This is a genomic window from Bradyrhizobium tropiciagri (assembly GCF_018130505.1).
Classification (GTDB): Bacteria; Pseudomonadota; Alphaproteobacteria; order Rhizobiales; family Xanthobacteraceae; genus Bradyrhizobium; species Bradyrhizobium tropiciagri_B.
Map to the genome: position 1 here is coordinate 20,148 of NZ_JAFCKH010000013.1, position 19,443 is coordinate 39,590.

Genomic DNA, 19,443 nt, shown 5'->3' on the forward strand with positions numbered 1-19,443 from the left:
GCGCAGCTATTCTTCCACTGTATCCGACCGCAACGAAAGCGACTCCCACGCCGCGATCACGATCATGATCGCCGTCGTCACCAGCGACAGCACCAGCGGCGACATCTCGCGTGCAAAGAAGGCCGTCACCGCGAGCGCGATGATGCCGACGCCGTGCGAGAGCTGCAGGAAATTGCGGATCACGTATTTGAACAGGATGGTCCCGACCAGGAACAGCAGGGGACCGCCGACCGAGCTGACGATCGTCTTCAGATCGGAATGGCCGCCGGGGTGCTTGAGCACCAGCTCGTCGGCGACCGCGGTGAGGATGATGCCGCCGACGATCGGCATGTGCAGATAGGTGTAGGCGATCCGCGCCACCCGGCCGGATTCCTCCGACTTGGAGATCATCTCCGAGCCGGCCTCGGCGCCCTTGTGGAAATAGATCCACCACATCGCGATGCTGCCGACCAGCGCGGAGAGGAACGCCGCCATGTTCTCCGGCGTCCAGGTCAATTCGGCGAAGGTCGCGCCGTCGACGACGATGGCCTCGCCGAGCGCGATGATGATGAACCCGGCGCAGCGTTCGGCCATGTGGCCGCCCTCGACCGACCAGGCCTCCATCGGGGAGGAGCCGAGCCCCGGCGTCCAGAACCGGGCGGCAGGCGCGACGTATTCGATCGTCAGCGCCGCGATCCACAGCCACAGCCGCGTCTCGTGCTCGGCGAAGCCGCCGAGAATCCACAGCACGGCCGAGCAGCTCAGCCAGCTCAGGATCCGGATCGCGTTGCGGCGGACCGCCGTCCGGCGCGGCGGCGTCGCCAGCAGCCAGAACAGGGTGCGGCCGACCTGCATCGCCGCATAGGTGCCGGCGAACCACAGCCCGCGCCCCTCGAAGGCCGTCGGGATCGAGGTCGACAGCAAGAGCCCGCCCAGCATCAGCAGAAACACCAGCAGGCGGACCGGCGTCAGCTCGGGGTCGAGCCAGTTGGTGACCCAGGTGGTGTTGACCCACACCCACCACACCGCGAGGAACAGCAGCGTGACATGAACCGCGCCTAGCGGGGTGAAGTGGTGCAGCAGCGTGTGCGACAGCTGCGTGACGGCAAAGACGAAGACCAGGTCGAAGAACAGCTCGGCATTGGTGACACGGCTGTGCTGGCCGGGCACGATGACGCGAAACATCGCGCCGCGCGGATTGTCCACCATCGCCCCGAGGCCCCCGCCCCCTGATTGCCGGGTTAGCCTTCCGGCACCCCGGTCTGCAGCGCCAGCGCGTGCAGCACGCCGCCCATCTGTCCCTTCAGCGACTGATAGACGATCTGGTGTTGCTGGACGCGGGACTTGCCGCGGAAGGATTCTGAAATGACGGTGGCGGCGTAGTGGTCGCCGTCGCCCGCCAGGTCGCGGATCGTTACATCGGCATCCGGGATCGCTGCCTTGATCATCGATTCGATATCACGGGCGTCCATCGGCATCCCAGTCAACCTCCTTCAAGCCATCGAATCAGGCCCGCTCACGCGGCCGTGACAAGGATAAACCTAGCCCCTGCGGGTCTTCTAGATCATCCGGGGCGTCACTATATTCCCATTCCGAGCGATTGAAACCTGCATCAATCGGTCACAAGCATTCACGCCGAAATGACCAGAAAAGGCGCAGCCCGATGAAGCTCCCCGGCCCCGACCATCCGATCACGATCACGCCCAATCCGAAGCGCGTCCGCGTCACCGCCGACGGCGTCGTGATCGCCGAGACCACCCATGCGTTGACCCTGAAGGAAGCCAGCTACCCGGCCGTGCAATACGTCCCGCGCCAGGACGCCAACATGGAGCTGCTCGCCCGCACCGAGCGGACCACGCATTGCCCCTACAAGGGCGACGCGAGCTATTTCACCGTAAAGGCCAACGGCAAGACGCTGGACAATGCGATCTGGACCTATGAGGCGCCCTTCCCGGCGATGGCCGAGATCGCCGGGCACCTCGCATTCTATCCGGACAAGGTGAAGATCGAGGAAGTGGCCTAGGAGCTCGTTCGCCGCCATGCCGGTTCGCTTCGCGTCCCGGAATCACGGCTTCGCTTGAAGCAGCATTGCACCGCTAGGCCCTGAATATCGTGAGCCCGAGGACCAGGAGCACCAGGAAGATCACGACGAACACATAGAACAGGAAGCGGGCGATGTCGGCGGAGGCTGCTGAGATACCGGTGAAGCCGAGCAGGCCCGCGATGACAGACACGACGAGGAAGATCAGCGCCCATTTCAGAATCGTCATTGCTTGCTCCGCGTGGCCGCGTGCCCAGCGCGTTGGCCATTTCTTTCCGATAACGCCCTCTACCAACCACAGTTCCAAATCGACCCAGACCCGCTGAATGACCGACCTCGACCTCGCTGCCCCCCAATCGGGACGATTGGGCCTTGCTGAATCCGCCTCCCGATTGCAACATCCGGCTGCACGTCCGGCTGGGGACACAATGAAATCGATCGCTCACGCGGCTCCGGCCGTCGACGTCCAGGCAGCACCGAAGGCGCATGCACGCAACGTCGCGCTGGATCGTGCACGGACATTTCTGACCCTGGTGGTGCTGCTGCACCACGCGGTGATCCCCTACACCTATTTCGGGCACACCGATCCGACGTCGTGGATCGGCTTCGACTGCGTGGTGCTGGGCACCGACAGCTTCTTCATGGCGATGTTCTTCTTCCTGTCGGGCCTGTTCGTGTGGCCCGGGCTGGGCCACAAGCCGTGGCTGATCTTCCTGCGCGACCGGCTGCTGCGGCTCGGCCTGCCGTTCGTGGTCTGCGCCGTCACCGTGATCCCGCTCGCCTATTGGGCGATCGAACTGCGTCACTCTCCCGGTACTGGCTTCGTCGAATTCTGGCGAAGGACGATGACCGTCGGTCCCTGGCCGGCCGGTCCGATCTGGTTCGTCTGGGTGCTGATGATGTTCGACCTGACCGCGAGCCTGCTCTACCGCATCTCGCCCCGCCTGCTCGATCCGATCAACCGCCTCTCGCTGAAGGGATTTCAGCGTCCCTCGAAATTCTGGCTGCTTCTCGTCGTGGCCAGCGCGCTGTTCTACCTGCCACCGCTGATTTATTACGGCCAGAACCGCTGGTTCGAATTCGGACCGTTCTCGGTGCAGTCGAGCCGCGTGCTGCTGTATGCCTGCTATTTCTTCATCGGCGCCGGCATCGGCGCCGCTCAGCTGGAGAACGGCGTGCTCAGCGCGAACGGACGGCTGACCCAGCGACGCTGGTTCTGGACCGGCGTCACGCTGATTCCCTATGCCCTGATGTGGGTCATGATCTACATCAAGCGCCAGGTGATCGGTAACCCCGATCCGCTCCCGTCCTGGTATCTCGCCCTCTACGGCACCTTCTTCGTGCTGTTCAGCGCCTCGATCCTGTTCGCGATCCTGGCCTACTTCCTGCAATCGAGGGCGTCGGGCCCGACCCTGCTCGACCGCATGCAGGCGGACGCCTACGGCATGTTCCTGGTGCACTATCCGATCGTGCTGTGGCTGCAATACTGGCTGTTCGACTTCGACCTGCCGGCGATCGCCAAGGCGGCGATCGCATTCTTCGCCACCGTGGCGCTGAGCTGGGCCGCCACGACAGTGCTGCGCAAGATCCCCGGCGCCAGGTACGTGCTCTAGGCTACGCCGCAATCTCGCTGGTCGGCGCCACGGCTTCCAGCCGTGCCCCGGCCGCCGCCCGGTGGTCGCGGGCGATCAGGATGTAGAAGGTCGGCAGCACGAACAGCGTGAACAGCGTGCCGATCAGCATGCCCATCACAACCACGATGCCGATCGCGAAGCGGCTCGCCGCGCCGGCGCCGTCGGCGTAGAGCAGCGGCGCGAGGCCGGCGACCATCGCGGCGGTCGTCATCAGCACCGGGCGCATCCGCACGGCAGCCGCCTTCTGGATTGCGGCGACGCGGTCGATCCCCTCATTGTGCTGGATCTCGTTGGCGAAGCTGACCATCAGGATGCCGTGCTTGGAGATCAGCCCGATCAGTGTGACCAGCCCGATCTGGGTGTAGATGTTCAGCGTCGTGAAGCCGAAATACAGCGGCAGCAGCGCCCCGCAGACCGCGAGCGGCACCGTGACCATGATGACCAGCGGATCGCGGAAACTCTCGAACTGCGCGGCGAGCACCAGGAAGATCACGATCAGCGCCATGCCGAAGGTGACGATCAGGCGATTGCCCTCCTGGACGTATTGCCGGCTGTCCGACAGCCAGTCGATGGTCATGCCGGGTGACAATTGCTGCCCCTGCATGAAGGCAACCGCCTGCCCCATCGTCACGCCGGGCTTGAGCACCGCCGAGAGCGTCGCGGCGTTCATCTGATTGAACTGCGGCAGCCGGTTCGGCTCGGGTTTGACGTTGACCTTGATCACCGTCGACAGCGGAAACATCTGGCCCGAGCTCGAGCGCACGTTGAAGCTGCCGAGATTCTCCGGCGTCACGCGGTCGGCCTGGCGCACCTGCGGGATCACCGAATAGGAGCGCTCGAAGAAGTTGAAGCGGTTGACGTAATTCTCGCCGACCAGCACCGCGAGCGTATCGGCGATGGTCTGCATGCTGACGCCGGATTCAGCGGCCTTGGCGTGGTCGATGGTGATCCGCGCGGTCGGACTGTCGAACGCGAGGTCGCTGTCGACGAAGGCGAACAGCCCGCTCTTCCAGGCCGCCTGCTTGAGGCCCTCGACCTCCTGATAGATGCTGGCGAAGCTGCCGGCCGAGCGCACCACCATCTGGAACGGCAGGCCGCCGGTCGCCGCCGGCAGCGCCGCCGGCTGGAACGGCGTCACCGACGCGCCGAGCACGCCGTAGGACATGCCATAGAGCTGGTTCTGGATGTCGTTGGCGGAGCGCTTGCGCTTGTCCCAATCGGTCAGGGTGATGCCGCCGAACGCATAGTTCTGGCCGTCGGTGCCGTTGACCACCCAGCTTGCCTGATATTCCGGAAACGAGCGATAGAGCTGCTCGATCTGGTCGGTATAGCGCGTGGTGTAATCGACGCTGGCATATTGCGGCGCGCGCAGCACGGTGAACACGTAGCCCTGGTCCTCCTGTGGCGCCAGCTCGCGCTGGCTGCCGAAGAACAGCACCACGATCGCCGCCAGCACGCTGACGGCGACCAGCAGCACCGCGGCGCGCATCTTCAGCGTCGCCGCCAGCAACCGGCCATAGCCGCGCGACAATTTCGCGAACTGGTGCTCGACGAAGCGGGCGAAGCGGCCGTGCGTGCTCGCCTCGCCGAGCAGCTGCGCGCTCATCATCGGCGACAGGGTCAGCGCGACGACCCCCGACACCACCACCGAGCCGGCGAGCGTGAAGGCGAACTCGCGGAACAGGCTGCCGGTCAGCCCGCCCATCAGGCCGATCGGCGCGTAGACCGCGGCGAGCGTGATGGTCATCGCGATCACAGGGCCGACGATCTCGCGGGCACCGATCAGCGCCGCCTCACCGGGACGCAGGCCTTCCTCGATATGGCGATGGATGTTCTCGACCACGACGATGGCGTCGTCGACCACGAGCCCGATCGCCAGCACCATGGCGAGCAGCGTCAGCAGGTTGATGGAGAAGCCGAGCCCCAGCATCATCGCGGCGGTGCCGACCAGCGACAGCGGCACCGTGACAACGGGGATCAGGACCGAGCGGAACGATCCGAGGAACAGCAGGATCACCACCACGACGATCAGGATCGCCTCGATCAGCGCGTGCTGCACCTCCGAGATCGACGCCTTGACGAAATGCACGATGTTGAAGACGTCGGCGACCTTCAATCCGGGCGGCGCCACCCGGTTGAGGTCATCGATCACCTTCTGGGTTGCGGCGACGATCTCCAGCGGATTGCCGTCGGGCGTCGGCTGGACCGCGATGTAGACGGTGGGCTTGCCGCTGTCGCGCGCGTTGGAATCGTAGTTCTCGCCGCCGATCTCGAGCGTCGCGACGTCGCCGAGCCGCACCAGGCCGCCGCTACCCGCGCTGGTCTTGATCACCATCCTGCGGAAGTCGTCGAGATTGCGCAGGTCGGTCGCCGCGGTGATGTTGGTGACGGTCATCTCGCCGCGCAGCCGCCCCGGCGCGGCCTGCACGTTGTTGGAGCGCAAGGCTGCCGCGACATCAGCCGGGATCAGGCCGCGCGCCGCCAGCTTGAACGGATCGATCCACACCCGCATCGCCAGCGGCGATCCGCCCGAGGTATCGGCCGACGCCACGCCGGGCACGGAGGTCAAGAGCGGCTGCGCCACGCGAGTGGCGAAATCGGTGATCTGCGCCGGCGTCAGCGTGTCGCTGCTGAAGGCGATGTACTGCACCGCGGAGGCGCCGTCGGTGATCTTGGTGATGACGGGATCGAACACGCCCGCCGGCATCCGGTACTTGACCTGCTGCACCTTGGCGAGCACCTCGGTCATGGCGCGGTCGGCATTGGCGTTGAGCACCAGCTTGGCCTTGATCTGGCTGAGGCCGAGCGTCGAGTTCGACGTCATATACTCGATGCCGTTGGCGGTCGCGATCGACTGCGCGATGACGGAGGTGACGAAGCCCTGCATGACGTCCTGGGTCGCGCCCGGGAACGAGACGTCGACCTGGATGGTCGCGCTTTCCATGCTGGGATACTGCCGCACCGGCAGCGACAGCATCGCCGCGCTGCCGACCAAAAGGATCAGGAGGCTGACGACGGTCGCAAGGATCGGCCGCCGGATGAAGATGTCGGTGAAATGCATGATGCTGACCTTGGGCGTTCGCTGGGCGCTGATGTCAGCGCCCCTTCTCCTCGGCCATCGTCATCTGCACGGTGGCGCCGGGCATGACGCGGAGCTGGCCCGCGGTGACGATGTGGTCGCCCGCCGACAGCCCCTGCTCCACCACGACGCGTTCGCCGATGCGCTGTCCGGTCCTGACCGCAACCGCGATCGCCTTGTTGTCGCGCACCACCAGCACGCTCTCGCCGGATGCCGAGGTCTGGATCGCGGTGACCGGCACCACGATCGCGTCGGGCTGCGGCGGCAGCACGACATTGACCATCACGAACAGGCCCGGCCGCAGCAGCCGGTCGGGATTGTCGAGCAGGGCCTGCACGAGGACGTTGCGGGTGTCCTCGGCGACCTGCGGTTCGATGGCGTTGATCTTGGCCTCAAATACCCGATCGGGGAAAGCATCGGTACGGATCGTCACCGCGCCTCCCACCTTCAGATTTGACAGGCGCTGCTGCGGAACGGTGAAATTGACATAGAGCTGATCGAGCGCGGTCAGCGTGGCGAGCGCATCGCCGGCATTGACGTATTGCCCGAGATTGACCTTGCGCAGGCCGATCTGGCCGGCGAACGGCGCCCGGATCGTCATCTGCGCGATCTGCGCATCGAGCTGTTCGACGCTGGCGTCGGCCTGCTTGAGATCCTCCTGCCGCTGCTGCAGCACCTCCTGGGTGACGAAGCCCGACGGCGCGAGCCCCTGCGAGCGCTTCTCCTGCAGCTGCGCGAAGCGGCCCTTGGAGACCGCGACGACCCGCGAGGCGCGCAGCGGCGCGTCGTAGAGCTGCACCAGCGCCGCGCCGGCGGCGACGTCGGTGCCGGCCTCGAAATTGATTGCGGTGACGCGGCCGGCGACTTCAGGCGCCAGGATCACCTGGCGCACCGCCTGCAGCGAGCCGATCGCCTCGATTGCGCGCGGCAGGGCTTCGGTGCGCACCACCATCGCAGCGACCGGCGTCGGCGGCGGCTCGGCGGTGGTCTTGGCCGCGGCGCGGTCACCGCGCGAGGCGAACAGCGCGGCGCCTGCGGCGACGATCAACACGAGAACAATGCCGAACGGCATTGCGCGAGCGCGCAGCGACCCGCGCGAGTCTGATGATGCGGACGGCATTTCGATTCCAGAACAGCGAACCGGCGCCTGCCGCCGGAAGCTTGCCCCTGCAAGCCGGCCACTGATATAGAACCTCAACCATAGTTGAGGTCAAGGCCGGCGGGCTTACAGGAATTCCAACGATGACGCTCGGTGGGGAGCTATCGGTCGGTGAAATGGCGAGACGCAGCGGGCTCGCGGTCTCGACGCTTCACTTCTACGAGAGCAAGGGACTGATCGCGAGCCGCCGCACCGGCGGCAATCAACGGCGCTATCCGCGCGGCGTGCTGCGGCGGATCGCGGTGATCCGGATCGCGCAGCGTGCCGGGATTCCGCTGGCCGAGATCCGCGAGGCCTTTGCGGCGATCCCGCTCGAGCGCGCGCCGACGATGCGGGAGTGGACGCGCGCGATGCGCACCTGGACCGGGACGCTGCAGCAGCGGATCGACGATCTCACCGACCTGCGCGACAAGCTGTTCAACTGCATCGGCTGCGGCTGCCTGTCGGTCACCGATTGCCCGCTGCGCAACGCCGACGACAAGCTCGCGGCCCAGGGCCCCGGCCCGCGCATCCTGATCAACGCCGCCGAGCGCCGGCACCGTCGCAAACAGCAAGGCTGAGACGGAGCCTGAGAGCGCGCCGCCGGCGTCCCGATTCGGGCGCAACGAACCAGGCTGGCACGCCCGGCAAGCCGGGGACAGGTGACGATTGACACATGGCGGCCGGTGATTCTCGGCTATGCTGGCCGGACTGCATGGCCTCAGGGAGTGTCAGATGAACGACCCGCAAATCGGATGGATCGCCGCAATCATCGTCGGAGGATTGGCCGGCTGGTTTGCCGAGATGTTCATGAAGTCCGGAACCGGCATCATCATGAACATCATCCTCGGCATCGTCGGCGCCGCGCTGGCGAACTGGCTGTTGGCCATGATGGGCGTGTCGCTCGGCGCAGGCTGGATCGCCTATCTCGTGGCCGGCTTCATCGGCGCCTGCATCATCATCTTCCTGTGGCGCGCGATCCGCGGTAGGGCCTAGAGCGCGATGACGGTCTGCTCCCTCGCCCCGTTCTTACGGGGAGAGGGTTGGGGTGAGGGGCCGGCTCCGCATCAGCGGCAGCAGTTGCGCGCGCGGAGACTCCCCCTCACCCGGAACGCATCTGGCGATGCGTCATAGCCGAGGCCATGCCTCGGCGTTCTTGAGAACGGCCGCCGAAGGCGGCCTACGCCTCTCCCCGCAAGCGGGGCGAGGTGATCCAATCGGACCAGGCGGCGGTGCCGCCCATGTAGTTCGGCAGCCAGTGCTCGAAGGCGCGGGTGAGGTTCTCGATCGCGACCGGCGTCTCGCCGGCGACCGCGATCGCATCGCCACCCGTCGTGCCGATCCTCGCACAAGGCACGCCCGCGCCCTTCATCTTCGCCAAAACCAGCCCGGCCTCGGCCGCAGGCACGGTGACGATGTAGCGGGCCTGATCCTCGCCGAACCAATAGGCATGAGGCACGATCGACGACGGCGCGGCGAGCAACTGCGCGCCGATGCCGCTTGAAATCGCCATCTCGGCGAGCGCGATCAGGAGGCCGCCGTCGGAGATGTCATGCACGGCGGTCGCGGTGCCGGCGTGGATCATGCCGCGCACCACGTCGCCGTTGCGCTTCTCGGCGGCCAGATCGACCGGCGGCGGAGCGCCCTGCTCGCGGCCGCAGACGTCGCGCAGATAGACCGACTGGCCGAGCCAGCCTTGCGCGTCGCCGATCAGCAGGATCGCCTCGCCGGCTGCCTTGAACGCCAGCGTCGCCGACTTGGTGAAATCGTCGAGCAGGCCGACGCCGCCGATCGAGGGCGTCGGCAGGATGCCGCGGCCGTTGGTCTCGTTGTAGAGCGACACGTTGCCGGAGACGACCGGGAAGTCGAGCGTGCGGCAGGCTTCCGAGATGCCCTTCAGGCAGCCGACGAACTGGCCCATGATCTCCGGGCGCTCGGGGTTGCCGAAATTGAGATTGTCGGTGATCGCGAGCGGCCGGCCGCCGACCGCGGTGATGTTGCGCCAGGCTTCCGCCACCGCCTGCTTGCCACCCTCGAACGGATCGGCCTCACAATAGCGCGGCGTGACGTCGACGGTGAGCGCGAGGCCCTTGGGCCCGTCCTGCACGCGCACGACGGCGGCATCGCCACCGGGCCGCTGTACGGTATTGCCCAGGATGACGTGGTCATACTGCTCCCACACCCAGCGCTTCGAGCACAGTTCGGGCGTGCCGATCAGCTTCACCAGCGCCTCGGCGATACCGAGCGGCGGCTTGACGTCCTGGCCGCGGATCACGGCCTGCGCGCTCGAGGCGACATGCGGGCGGTCATAGACCGGTGCCTCGTCGCCGAGCTCCTTGATCGGCAGATCGGCCATCACGTCGCCGCCGTGCTTGACGACGAAGCGCTTGGTCGGCGTGGTATAGCCGACGATGGCGAAATCGAGCCCCCATTTGCGGAAGATCGCCTCGGCTTCCTGCTCCTTCTCGGGCTTGAGCACCATCAGCATGCGCTCCTGGCTCTCCGAGAGCATCATCTCGTAAGCGCTCATGCCGGTCTCGCGGGTCGGCACCGCGTCGAGGTGAAGGTCGACGCCGAGGTCGCCCTTGGCGCCCATCTCGACCGCCGAGCAGGTCAGGCCGGCCGCGCCCATGTCCTGGATCGCGACCACGCAATCGGCGGCCATGATCTCGAGGCAGGCTTCCAGCAGCAGCTTTTCGGCGAAGGGATCGCCGACCTGCACGGTCGGCCGCTTCTCCTCGGAGGCGTCGTCGAATTCGGCCGAGGCCATCGAGGCGCCGTGAATGCCGTCGCGGCCAGTCTTGGAGCCGAGATAGACGATCGGCATGTTCACGCCTGAGGCCGCCGCGTAGAAGATCTTGTCGGAATCGGCGAGGCCGACCGCCATCGCGTTGACCAGGATGTTGCCGTCATAGCGGGTGTGGAAGCGCACCTGCCCGCCGACCGTCGGCACGCCGAACGAATTGCCGTAGCCGCCGACGCCCGCGACCACGCCGGACACGAGGTGGCGCGTCTTCGGATGCTCCGGCGCGCCGAAGCTCAGCGCGTTGAGGCAGGCGATCGGCCGCGCGCCCATCGTGAAGACGTCACGCAGGATGCCGCCGACCCCGGTGGTCGCGCCCTGGTACGGCTCGATATAGCTGGGGTGGTTGTGGCTCTCCATCTTGAAGACCACCGCCTGGCCGTCGCCGATGTCGATTACGCCGGCATTCTCGCCGGGGCCCTGGATCACCCAGGGCGCCTTGGTCGGCAGTCCGCGCAAATGGATGCGCGAGGACTTGTACGAGCAGTGCTCGTTCCACATCGCCGAGAAGATGCCGAGCTCGGTGAAGGTCGGAACCCGCCCGATCAGCTTCAAAATACGCTCATACTCGTCCGGCTTCAGCCCGTGGGCGGCGACGAGTTCGGGGGTGATTTGGGGCTCATTCTTGGGCGCGGTCATGGGTCCCTTAATAGGTAGATCGAACGGGCGCGAAAAGGCCTTTTAGAGGGCATTTTTCGCCTGTCCAGAGCTTTGCGGCAGCCGGCCGCAGCCATTGTGTTTGCACTGCGGGGATGGATCGGATTTAAGGTCCAAAACCCCGCATGGAAGGCCCGGATTTCGTGAACGACCTGTCCCAAATTGCATCCCTCGACAACTACGGCATCCAGATCGAAACCGCGGGCGAATTCGCCGGCTGGCGCACCTGGCGGCGCGACAATTTCGAGACCCATACCGGCCCGTTCTACCACCGGGTGGATGAGGACGGCCGTATCCGTTGCGCGTTCCGGGTCGCCGAAAAGCACCTCAATGGCTCCAGCAACGTCCATGGCGGCTGCTTCATGACGTTTGCGGACTACTGCCTGTTCGCGCTCGCCCATGGCGAGTTGCAGGGCTCCTCCGGCGTCACGGTCGGCTTCTCCTGTGAATTCCTCGACGCCGCCCGCGAGGGTGAACTGATCGAATGCGACGGCGAGGTGACGCGCGCCGGCGGTTCGCTGATCTTTCTGCGCGGCAAGCTGCGCGCGGGCACGCGGACGCTGTTCACGTTCTCCGGCACCATCAAGCGCGTGAAGCGGAAGACGTCGGCACAGCAGACCGTGTCGTAACGCGCGCGACTGTGGAAACGCGCTGTCATCCCGCCGTTACATCGACGCGAATTGAATCGAAGGCGCAGCGTTAGCTCGTTGGCTTCACGCGCGTTCTTCGCGTGAAGCGATGAAACGACGGCTGTGACACAGCGACGCGCTGTCGTTGCCTCGTCGCACGCGCGTCACATGCGCGTCAGCCAAGCCCCGGAAGGTTGCCAAACATTTCCGATGCGCAATTCGCGCAACGAACATGGGGCACTCCGATGAACTTGAAGACTTTGCTTTCCGTCACGTCGGCGATGACACTCGTCGCATCGCTGGCGTGCATCGCAACTCCGGCGCGCGCCGGCCAGGACGGCGACAATGGCGATCGCGGCGGCGATTCGCGCGGTCACGATCAGGATCATGATCATGACGGCGGCGAGCATCATGGCCGCAAGCCGCGCGTGGTGATGATCTCGCTCGACGGCGCCAAGCCCGATTTCATCCAAAAATTCATCGAGGAAGGCGTGTTGCCGCGCGACGGCGGCCTCGCCCGCCTCTCCCGGCGCGGCGCGGTAGCACTGCAGAACGTGACGGCGTCGCCGTCGCTCACGGCGGTCTCGCATATCGCGATCGCAACCGGTTCGACGGCTGTGCATAACGACATCCCCTCGAACACGTTCGAGCCGATCGTCGGGCCGATCAGCGGCAGCATCAGCGGCTTTGCGGCGCCGATCGGCGGCTACAATGAGAGCCCGCTCGGACCATCGCCGCAGCCGACCGCATTGCCGTTGTGGGTGCAGCTGCGCCAGCAGGGCAAGAAGGTCGTCACCGCGACATGGCCCGGCGGCGACGGCGCCGACATCTCCATCAACAAGACCGTGGTGCAGTCGGCCCAGCCCATCCGCGTTACCGACTACACCGTCCCGTTCGGCGCGTTCGGCGGCATCGGAGCCCAGGGTTTCTCGCTGTCGCGCAGCGACTTCACGCCCGATCCGGCCATCGTGGCGGCGCTGCAGGCTGCCGGCCACTTCTCGTTCAGCCCGGTGCTGGTGACCACGGTTCCGATCGAGAGCTTCTCGTGCTCCTCGGCGCAAACCGCGACCTGCACCAACGGCGCGACGCTCGACGTCAAATATTCGATCCGCGTCGCCGCGATCGACACCTCCAATGACCGCAAGGTGAATTACGACACGCTGGTGTTCTTCGACGCGAACAAAGGCATCACCGCGGGACCGTTCCACGCGCCGTCGACCGGACCGGCCTACGCCAAGTTCGGCGGCGAGAATGCGCCGTTCTTCTTCGAAGGCAGCGGAGCGAAGGTCGGTGCTGCGTACTTCGTCTCGGCGCTGTCGCCCGACCTCTCGGTGGTACGCTTCGCCCGCTACGGCGCCAACTTCATCCCGCGCAACACGCCCGTCATCGGCGATGTCGACGACATCAACAACAACATCGGGTTCTGGCGTCCGCAGGCCGACTTCCGCATTCCGGAGCGGCTGAGCCCGGGCTTCACCAACTTCCCCGACCTCGAGATCGAGACCATGTTCGAGGACATGGTGAAGACCTTCGTGCGCTACCAGGCCGAGATCGGCGAGCGCGCGATCAAGACCCATCCGGACGCTGATCTGGTGATGGTCTATATCGAGCAGCCCGACGGTTCCGAGCACCAGTTCCTGCTCACCGATCCGCGCCAGGGCACCAACCCGACCGACCCGAACTCGATCGGCGCCAACCAGGATCCGGCCAAGGTCAAGCGCTACGCGTCCTACATCCGCTTCGCCTACCAGACCGCCGACAAGGCGGTGAAGCAGATCGCCGATGCGGCGGGCCGCAACAGCAACGTGATCGTGGTGTCGGATCACGGGTTCGCGCCGTTCCACACCTCGGTCAATCTCACCAACATGCTGCGCAACGCGGGTGTCGATACCAGCAAGATCGCGATCCGCACCTCCGGGCCGGCCGCCAACATCTACGTCAACCTGCAGAATCGCGAGCTCGGCGGCACCGTCGATCTGGCGACCTACCGGGCCCTGGTCGCGCAGATCACCGATGCGGTGAAGAACGCGGTCGATCCCAATGCGCAGTTCAACTATTCGCTCAAGGAGCAGCGCATCTTCACCGTCGTCGAGACCCGGCCGCTGCAATGCGACGCCGGCACCGGCCAGTGCCTCAGCAAGACCATCGGCCAGGACTTTGGCGATGTGTTCGCGCTGATGGCTCCCGGCTACAATTTCGACGGCGTGCAGAACCCAGGCGTCGCGCGCAAGGGCGACGCCGCGTTCAACGCGGCAACCACCGCGCTGTCGATGCCGAACTTCTACGGCGCCCACGGTCATGATCCCGAGCTGCCGGTGATGAGCGCGACGTTCATCGCCGCGGGGCCGCAGATCCGCCAGGACACCGTGGTGCGGCGCATGCGCAATATCGACGTGGCGCCGACCATCATGCGGATTCTCGGCGCGGCACCGCACCAGGTCGATGGCGAGGCGCTGCGCGAGATCCTGCGCTAGGACTTTTGCAAGCTCGATCGATGGACGCCGTACGTGCGTCCATCGATCACACCGGTCTAGCGATGGGCGCCGATGGCGTTCATTGGTTCAAGCTGTTACGATCAAATTTATTTGCCGATAATTGAAATGACGCCGCGGCGAGCCCCTGCCAGCATCCCGGCGTATCAGGCCCCGAATCATGGGCGAGATTTCACGCGCGACATCGGCAGTGACAGCCATTTGAGGAGCAGCTCATGAGTTCGGTGACACCAGGCCATATCATGCAGGTGGGGATGGGCTTTTGGGCATCCAAAACGCTCCTCAGCGCCGTCGAGCTCGGCGTGTTCAGTACCTTGGCCGGCGGCCCCGCCGATCTGCCGACGCTGCAGAAGAAGCTTGCGTTGCATCCGCGTGCGGCCCGCGACTTCCTCGATGCGCTGGTGGCGCTCAAGCTTCTGGAGCGCGACGCCGGCATCTACCGCAACACCGCGGAGACGGACCTTTTTCTCGATCGCGCCAAGCCATCCTACATCGGCGGCGTCATGGAGATGGCAAATGCGCGGCTCTATCGCTTCTGGGGCTCGCTCACGGAGGCGCTGCGCACCGGCGAATTGCAGAACGAGGGTAAGGGCGGCGAAGATTTCTTCACAGCCCTGTATTCCGATCCGGTTCGGCTGCGCGGCTTCCTGAGCGCGATGAGCGGCATCAGCGCGGGTGCGGCTCAGGCCATTGCCGGCAAGTTTCCATGGCGCGACTACAAGACCTTCATGGATGTTGGCTCGGCGCAGGGCATGGTGCCGGCAACCCTCGCCTCCGCCCATCCGCACCTCACCGGCATCGGCTTCGACCTTCCGGTGGTGAAGCCGGTGTTCGAGGAGTTCATCGCCCAGCGTGGGGTCGCGGACCGCGTGCGGTTTCACGGCGGAAATTTCTTCGCGGACACGCTGCCGCAAGTCGACGTCATCGTCATGGGCCACATCCTCCACGATTGGGATCTCGCCGAGAAGAAGACGCTGCTGCGCAAGGCATTCGATGCGCTCCCGAAAGGCGGCGCAGTCATTGCTTATGATGCCATCATCGACGATGACCGCCGGGAAAACGCCTTCGGTCTGCTGATGAGTCTGAACATGCTGATCGAAACCTCCGGTGGCTTCGACTACACGGGAGCAGACTGCCGGGCCTGGATGGGCGAGGTGGGATTTTCGCGAACCCGGGTCGAGCCGCTCGCCGGCCCGGATTCGATGGTGATCGGATTCAAGTAGTCGTCCGCCGCGGTCAGCGCTTAGCGGGCACTGACGCCGACGCCGTGAGCGCCTCGAAATTGTGCTGCCAATACGCCTCGATCTGCTCGACCAGGTCGGGCGGCAGCGGAACGTAGTTGAGCAGCGCGGCCTGCGACTTGCCGCTGTCCAGTGACCAGCGCAGGAAGTCGATCGCGATCGCCGATCGCTCGGGGGATTTCGGCTGCTTGTGCATCAGCACGAAGGTCGTGGCCGTGATCGGATAGGCGTCCTCCCCCGGTGCATTGGTGAGGACGAGGAAGAAATCCGTTGCCGACTTCCAGTCCGCGCTGGACGCGGCGGCCTGGAACGACGCGGCGTCCGGGGTGACGAAATTGCCGGCGCTGTTCTGCACCAGCGCGAAGGAAATCCGGTCGAGCCGCTGCAGCGCGTAGGAGTATTCGAGATAGCCGATCGCGCCGGAGACCAGGCCGACCAGCGAGGCGACACCGTCATTGCCTTTTCCGCCGACCCCGAGCGGCCATTCGACCGAGGTGCCCTCTCCGACGCTCGCCTTCCATTGCGGGCTGATCTTGGAGAGATAGTTCGACCAGTTGAACGTCGTCCCGGAGCCATCGATGCGATGGACGACGGTGATCGGCGTGCGCGGCAGCTTCAGATCGGGATTGACGGCCTGGATCGCCGGATCGTTCCACGATCTGATCTTGCCGAGATAGATGTCGGCAAGCAGTTGTCCGGTGAACTGCATCTGGCCGGGCTTGACGCCGGCGATGTTGACGACAGGCACGACGCCGCCGATCACGATCGGAAATTGCGCCATGCCGAGCTTGTCCAGCAGCTTCGGATCGAGCGGCATGTCGGTTGCGCCGAAGTCGACGGCGGCCTTGGTGATCAGGCCGACGCCGATGCTCGAGCCGACCGCCTGATAACTGACCGCGTTGCCGGTCTTGGCCTTGTAGCCGTCGATCCACTTCGCCATCACCGGCGATACGAAGGTTGATCCCGCGCCCTTGGTCTCCGCCGCCATGCCTGGCGTCGCGACGATCAAAGCAGCGAAGATGGTCAGTACCCCGAGATGCTTCGTCATGTGCTTCAGCCTAGCAGGACGAATGACAACGCAATGTGGGCCACGTCACAAATTCGTAACATAAGCCGACGCACCGGACAACGCTTGCTCCGGCGCGAACTCACCGCTCAAAAATTTCTCGCGCATGCACTGTGACGAACCGTGTGACAACTTCAGCGAGCGCGTAGCCCGGTGGGGCCGCTCCCTCGGTCGACCGCCCGCGCCCCCGCATGTCGCTTCGCTCATGCGGGCTACATACTGCCCGAGTGACAGCTGGCCAGGCACACGTTGGCAGCAATCGCTCTATAGCCACGGCAACCGCTCTGGGGCGGCGCCAGACCCGATCCGTTAAATTTGTCACCATCCTCACCACGGATGGAGACGAACGATGACCGCAAAGACCTTAGCCAACCGGCAAGAGACCAATACGAGCCAGGACCGCGCCCCGCACGCCGCGCCCGACGAGCTGGTGCCGTCGCGCTACGCGCTGAAGATCGGCGAGATCGACGTCATGGTGGTCAGCGACGGCGTGCTGCCGCTGCCGACCGCGATGCTGGCGCACAATGTCGACGCGTCGGTGCGGGCGACCTGGCTGAAGGACATGTTCCTGCCGCCGGACGCTTTCGATTGGGCGCTGAACGTGGTCGTGGTGCGCAGCGGCAACCAGACCATCCTCGTCGATGCCGGGCTCGGGCTCGACCCCGACCTGCATTTGCCGCGCGCCGGGCAGTTGATCAAGCGCCTCGAGGCTGCCGGCATCGATCTCGGATCGGTGACCGACGTGGTGCTGACTCACATGCACATGGACCATGTCGGCGGACTGCTCGTCGACGGCGTGAAAGAGCAGCTGCGTCCGGATCTGCGGATCCATGTGGCGGCCGCCGAGGTCAAGTTCTGGGAGCAGCCCGATTTCTCCCACGTCTCCATGCCGCCGGGATTCCCGGACGCGCTTCGCTCCGCCGCCAAGCGCTTCAGGAAAGAATATGAGAGCCACCTGCGTCTGTTCGACGACGAGCAGGAGATCGCGCCCGGTGTGGTCGCCTCGCGCACCGGCGGCCACACGCCCGGACATAGCGTGGTCCGCGTGACGTCCGGCGGCGACCGGCTGACATTCGCCGGGGACCTCGTGTTCCAGGTCGGGTTCGAACACCCCGAATGGTACAACGGCTTCGAGCACGACCCCGAGGAGTCGGCTCGCGTACGGATCAAGCTGTTGCGCGAACTGGCGACGACCGGCGGGCTGCTGGTGGCCACTCACCTGCCGTTCCCATCGGTCGGCCATGTGGCGGCCGACGGCGACAATTTCCGCTGGGTGCCGGTGTTCTGGGATTACTGACCGAGCAAGCCAAAGCGCGATGACGATTCGATCTCATCGCGCTTTGGCGCGTGCTCGTTATCGTTGAGACGCCGGCGTAGCCCGGATGAGCGCAGCGACATCCGGGGCCGCTCGATCAATTGATCACCGCTCCTCCCCGCATGTCGCTTCGCTCATGCGGGCTACGCAAGGCAAGCAGCACCCGCTTCTGCGCCGAGAATTCCGCGAGACGGCACCACTTGCGCAAATGCATCGAGGCAACGCCCTAGCCTTCCGCCGCATCGCCACGTTACATTCACCTGCGCGGCAATGCGCGGGGAGAGCCAGACAAGGTGCCGAAGAGCACAGCGAATTCGGGTGGCGTGACGGCTGCCGTGCACATGTCCACTCCGTCGACCGCGCCGGGTGCGCGCGGCTGGCGCGACTATGCGCTACTGCTGGCGCTGGCCTGCTGCTGGAGCTCGACCTATCCGCTGACGAAGATCGGGCTCGGCTCGATCCCGCCGATCACCTTCATCTCGGCGCGCTCGCTGGTCGCCGCCGCCTTTCTGTTGATCGTGCTGCGCATCCGCGGCCTGCGCATTCCGACCGATCTGAAGGCGTGGAAGCTGTTCGCGGTCCAGCAGACCATCAACTCGACCATCCCCTTCCTCGTCATCACCTGGGCGCAGCTCTACGTGCCGGCGTCCAACACCGTGGTGCTGGCCTCGACGACGCCCATCTTCGCCTTCCTGATCACATGGACGATCACGCGGCACGAGCCGGCCTCGCTGCTCAAGCTGGCCGGCGCGATCCTCGGCCTTGCCGGCACCGTCGCGATCATCGGGCTCGACGCGCTCGGCGGCTTCGGCAAGGAGATCTTCGCCGAGATCGCGATCCTGCTCGCGACGATCTCGTTCGCCTGCGCCACCATCTTCGGGCTCCGCCTGTCGGACTACGATCCGATGGTGGTCGCAGCCGGCTCGCTCTTGTTCGGCGGCACCGTGCTGCTGCCATTCGCCCTGATCATCGACCAGCCCTGGACGCTGCACCCGACGCCGCAGGCACTGGCCGCCACCGTCATCATGGGCATCTTCTCCAGCGCGCTCGGCCTGATGCTGTTCTACATGTGCCTGACGCGGCTCGGCACGCTGACCACCAACGCGCAGGGCTATCTGCGGATTCCGATCGGCGTCGCGCTGTCAGTGCTGCTGCTCGGCGAATCCGTGCCGTCGAACCTCGCACTCGGCCTCCTGCTGGTGATGGCCGGCGTCGCTGCGATGACCGTGCCCGGCGAGACGTTCAAGCGCGTGCTGAGCCGGCTGCGGAAGCGATAGCCAGCACCGACAAAAAACGTTTGCGCGTGAGGTGAGCACGCCCGTCAGGCTCCCTCTCCCCTTGCGGGAGAGGGTGGGGAGAGGGGTGGCCC

General features: G+C 65.5%; 16 protein-coding genes. 9 read left to right on the forward strand and 7 right to left on the reverse strand.

From position 1 onward, the window contains the following. Nucleotides 1-6: 6 nt before the first annotated feature. The gene (locus JQ633_RS29025) at nt 7-1,188 is read right to left on the reverse strand and encodes a low temperature requirement protein A (protein ID WP_211988586.1); all 1,182 of its coding nucleotides are present in this window, start codon (nt 1,186-1,188) and stop codon (nt 7-9) included. Nucleotides 1,189-1,220: 32 nt separating this feature from the next. Further along, a complete protein-coding gene (locus JQ633_RS29030) occupies nt 1,221-1,457 on the reverse strand; it encodes a BolA family protein (protein WP_139484640.1) in 237 nt (78 codons plus the stop codon). Nucleotides 1,458-1,642: 185 nt separating this feature from the next. Here JQ633_RS29030 and JQ633_RS29035 point away from each other — a divergent pair, with 185 nt between their 5' ends. Beyond that, on the forward strand, nt 1,643-2,002 hold the full coding sequence (locus JQ633_RS29035) for a DUF427 domain-containing protein (RefSeq protein WP_211988587.1): 360 nt from the start codon (nt 1,643-1,645) through the stop codon (nt 2,000-2,002). A gap of 73 nt (nt 2,003-2,075) precedes the next feature. Here JQ633_RS29035 and JQ633_RS29040 read toward each other — a convergent pair whose 3' ends face one another. Then, on the reverse strand, nt 2,076-2,249 hold the full coding sequence (locus JQ633_RS29040; RefSeq protein WP_211988588.1) for a DUF1328 domain-containing protein: 174 nt from the start codon (nt 2,247-2,249) through the stop codon (nt 2,076-2,078). Nucleotides 2,250-2,448: 199 nt separating this feature from the next. Here JQ633_RS29040 and JQ633_RS29045 point away from each other — a divergent pair, with 199 nt between their 5' ends. Next, nucleotides 2,449-3,633 carry an acyltransferase family protein gene (locus tag JQ633_RS29045; RefSeq protein ID WP_211988589.1) on the forward strand — a complete coding sequence of 395 codons (1,185 nt, stop codon included), beginning with the start codon at nt 2,449-2,451 and terminating at the stop codon, nt 3,631-3,633. A 1-nt stretch (nt 3,634) separates the two neighbouring features. On the opposite strand, the gene JQ633_RS29050 is transcribed toward JQ633_RS29045, so the two are convergent. Both JQ633_RS29050 and JQ633_RS29055 read right to left on the reverse strand, forming a co-directional pair. After that, complete coding sequence (locus JQ633_RS29050; RefSeq protein WP_211988590.1) at nt 3,635-6,715, reverse strand: efflux RND transporter permease subunit; 3,081 nt, start codon at nt 6,713-6,715, stop codon at nt 3,635-3,637. A 34-nt stretch (nt 6,716-6,749) separates the two neighbouring features. After that, nucleotides 6,750-7,805 (reverse strand): efflux RND transporter periplasmic adaptor subunit, encoded by a 1,056-nt coding sequence (locus tag JQ633_RS29055; protein ID WP_249159730.1) that lies wholly within the window; start codon nt 7,803-7,805, stop codon nt 6,750-6,752. Nucleotides 7,806-7,975: 170 nt separating this feature from the next. Between JQ633_RS29055 and soxR the strand changes: the two genes are divergently transcribed. Both soxR and JQ633_RS29065 read left to right on the forward strand, forming a co-directional pair. Continuing rightward, complete coding sequence (soxR, locus tag JQ633_RS29060; protein ID WP_211988592.1) at nt 7,976-8,452, forward strand: redox-sensitive transcriptional activator SoxR; 477 nt, start codon at nt 7,976-7,978, stop codon at nt 8,450-8,452. A 154-nt stretch (nt 8,453-8,606) separates the two neighbouring features. Further along, nucleotides 8,607-8,867 (forward strand): GlsB/YeaQ/YmgE family stress response membrane protein, encoded by a 261-nt coding sequence (locus JQ633_RS29065; RefSeq protein WP_211988593.1) that lies wholly within the window; start codon nt 8,607-8,609, stop codon nt 8,865-8,867. Between the two features lie 184 nt (nt 8,868-9,051). Here JQ633_RS29065 and purL read toward each other — a convergent pair whose 3' ends face one another. Next, on the reverse strand, nt 9,052-11,313 hold the full coding sequence (gene purL / locus JQ633_RS29070; RefSeq protein ID WP_211988594.1) for a phosphoribosylformylglycinamidine synthase subunit PurL: 2,262 nt from the start codon (nt 11,311-11,313) through the stop codon (nt 9,052-9,054). 161 nt (nt 11,314-11,474) lie between these two features. Here purL and JQ633_RS29075 point away from each other — a divergent pair, with 161 nt between their 5' ends. From JQ633_RS29075 to JQ633_RS29085, 3 genes are all read left to right on the forward strand, one after another. Further along, nucleotides 11,475-11,960 (forward strand): PaaI family thioesterase, encoded by a 486-nt coding sequence (locus tag JQ633_RS29075; RefSeq protein WP_349631627.1) that lies wholly within the window; start codon nt 11,475-11,477, stop codon nt 11,958-11,960. Between the two features lie 245 nt (nt 11,961-12,205). After that, the gene (locus tag JQ633_RS29080; protein ID WP_211988596.1) at nt 12,206-14,434 is read left to right on the forward strand and encodes an alkaline phosphatase family protein; all 2,229 of its coding nucleotides are present in this window, start codon (nt 12,206-12,208) and stop codon (nt 14,432-14,434) included. Between the two features lie 233 nt (nt 14,435-14,667). Further along, complete coding sequence (locus tag JQ633_RS29085; RefSeq protein ID WP_211988597.1) at nt 14,668-15,675, forward strand: methyltransferase; 1,008 nt, start codon at nt 14,668-14,670, stop codon at nt 15,673-15,675. Nucleotides 15,676-15,688: 13 nt separating this feature from the next. Here JQ633_RS29085 and pstS read toward each other — a convergent pair whose 3' ends face one another. Then, nucleotides 15,689-16,741 carry a phosphate ABC transporter substrate-binding protein PstS gene (pstS, locus tag JQ633_RS29090; protein ID WP_211988598.1) on the reverse strand — a complete coding sequence of 351 codons (1,053 nt, stop codon included), beginning with the start codon at nt 16,739-16,741 and terminating at the stop codon, nt 15,689-15,691. 367 nt (nt 16,742-17,108) lie between these two features. Between pstS and JQ633_RS29095 the strand changes: the two genes are divergently transcribed. Together JQ633_RS29095 and JQ633_RS29100 are read left to right on the forward strand one after the other, a co-directional pair. After that, nucleotides 17,109-18,056, forward strand: coding sequence for an MBL fold metallo-hydrolase (locus JQ633_RS29095; RefSeq protein ID WP_211988599.1), 948 nt, complete (start codon nt 17,109-17,111; stop codon nt 18,054-18,056). Between the two features lie 311 nt (nt 18,057-18,367). Next, complete coding sequence (locus JQ633_RS29100) at nt 18,368-19,351, forward strand: DMT family transporter (RefSeq protein WP_211988600.1); 984 nt, start codon at nt 18,368-18,370, stop codon at nt 19,349-19,351. The last annotated feature ends 92 nt before the right edge of the window (nt 19,352-19,443 follow it).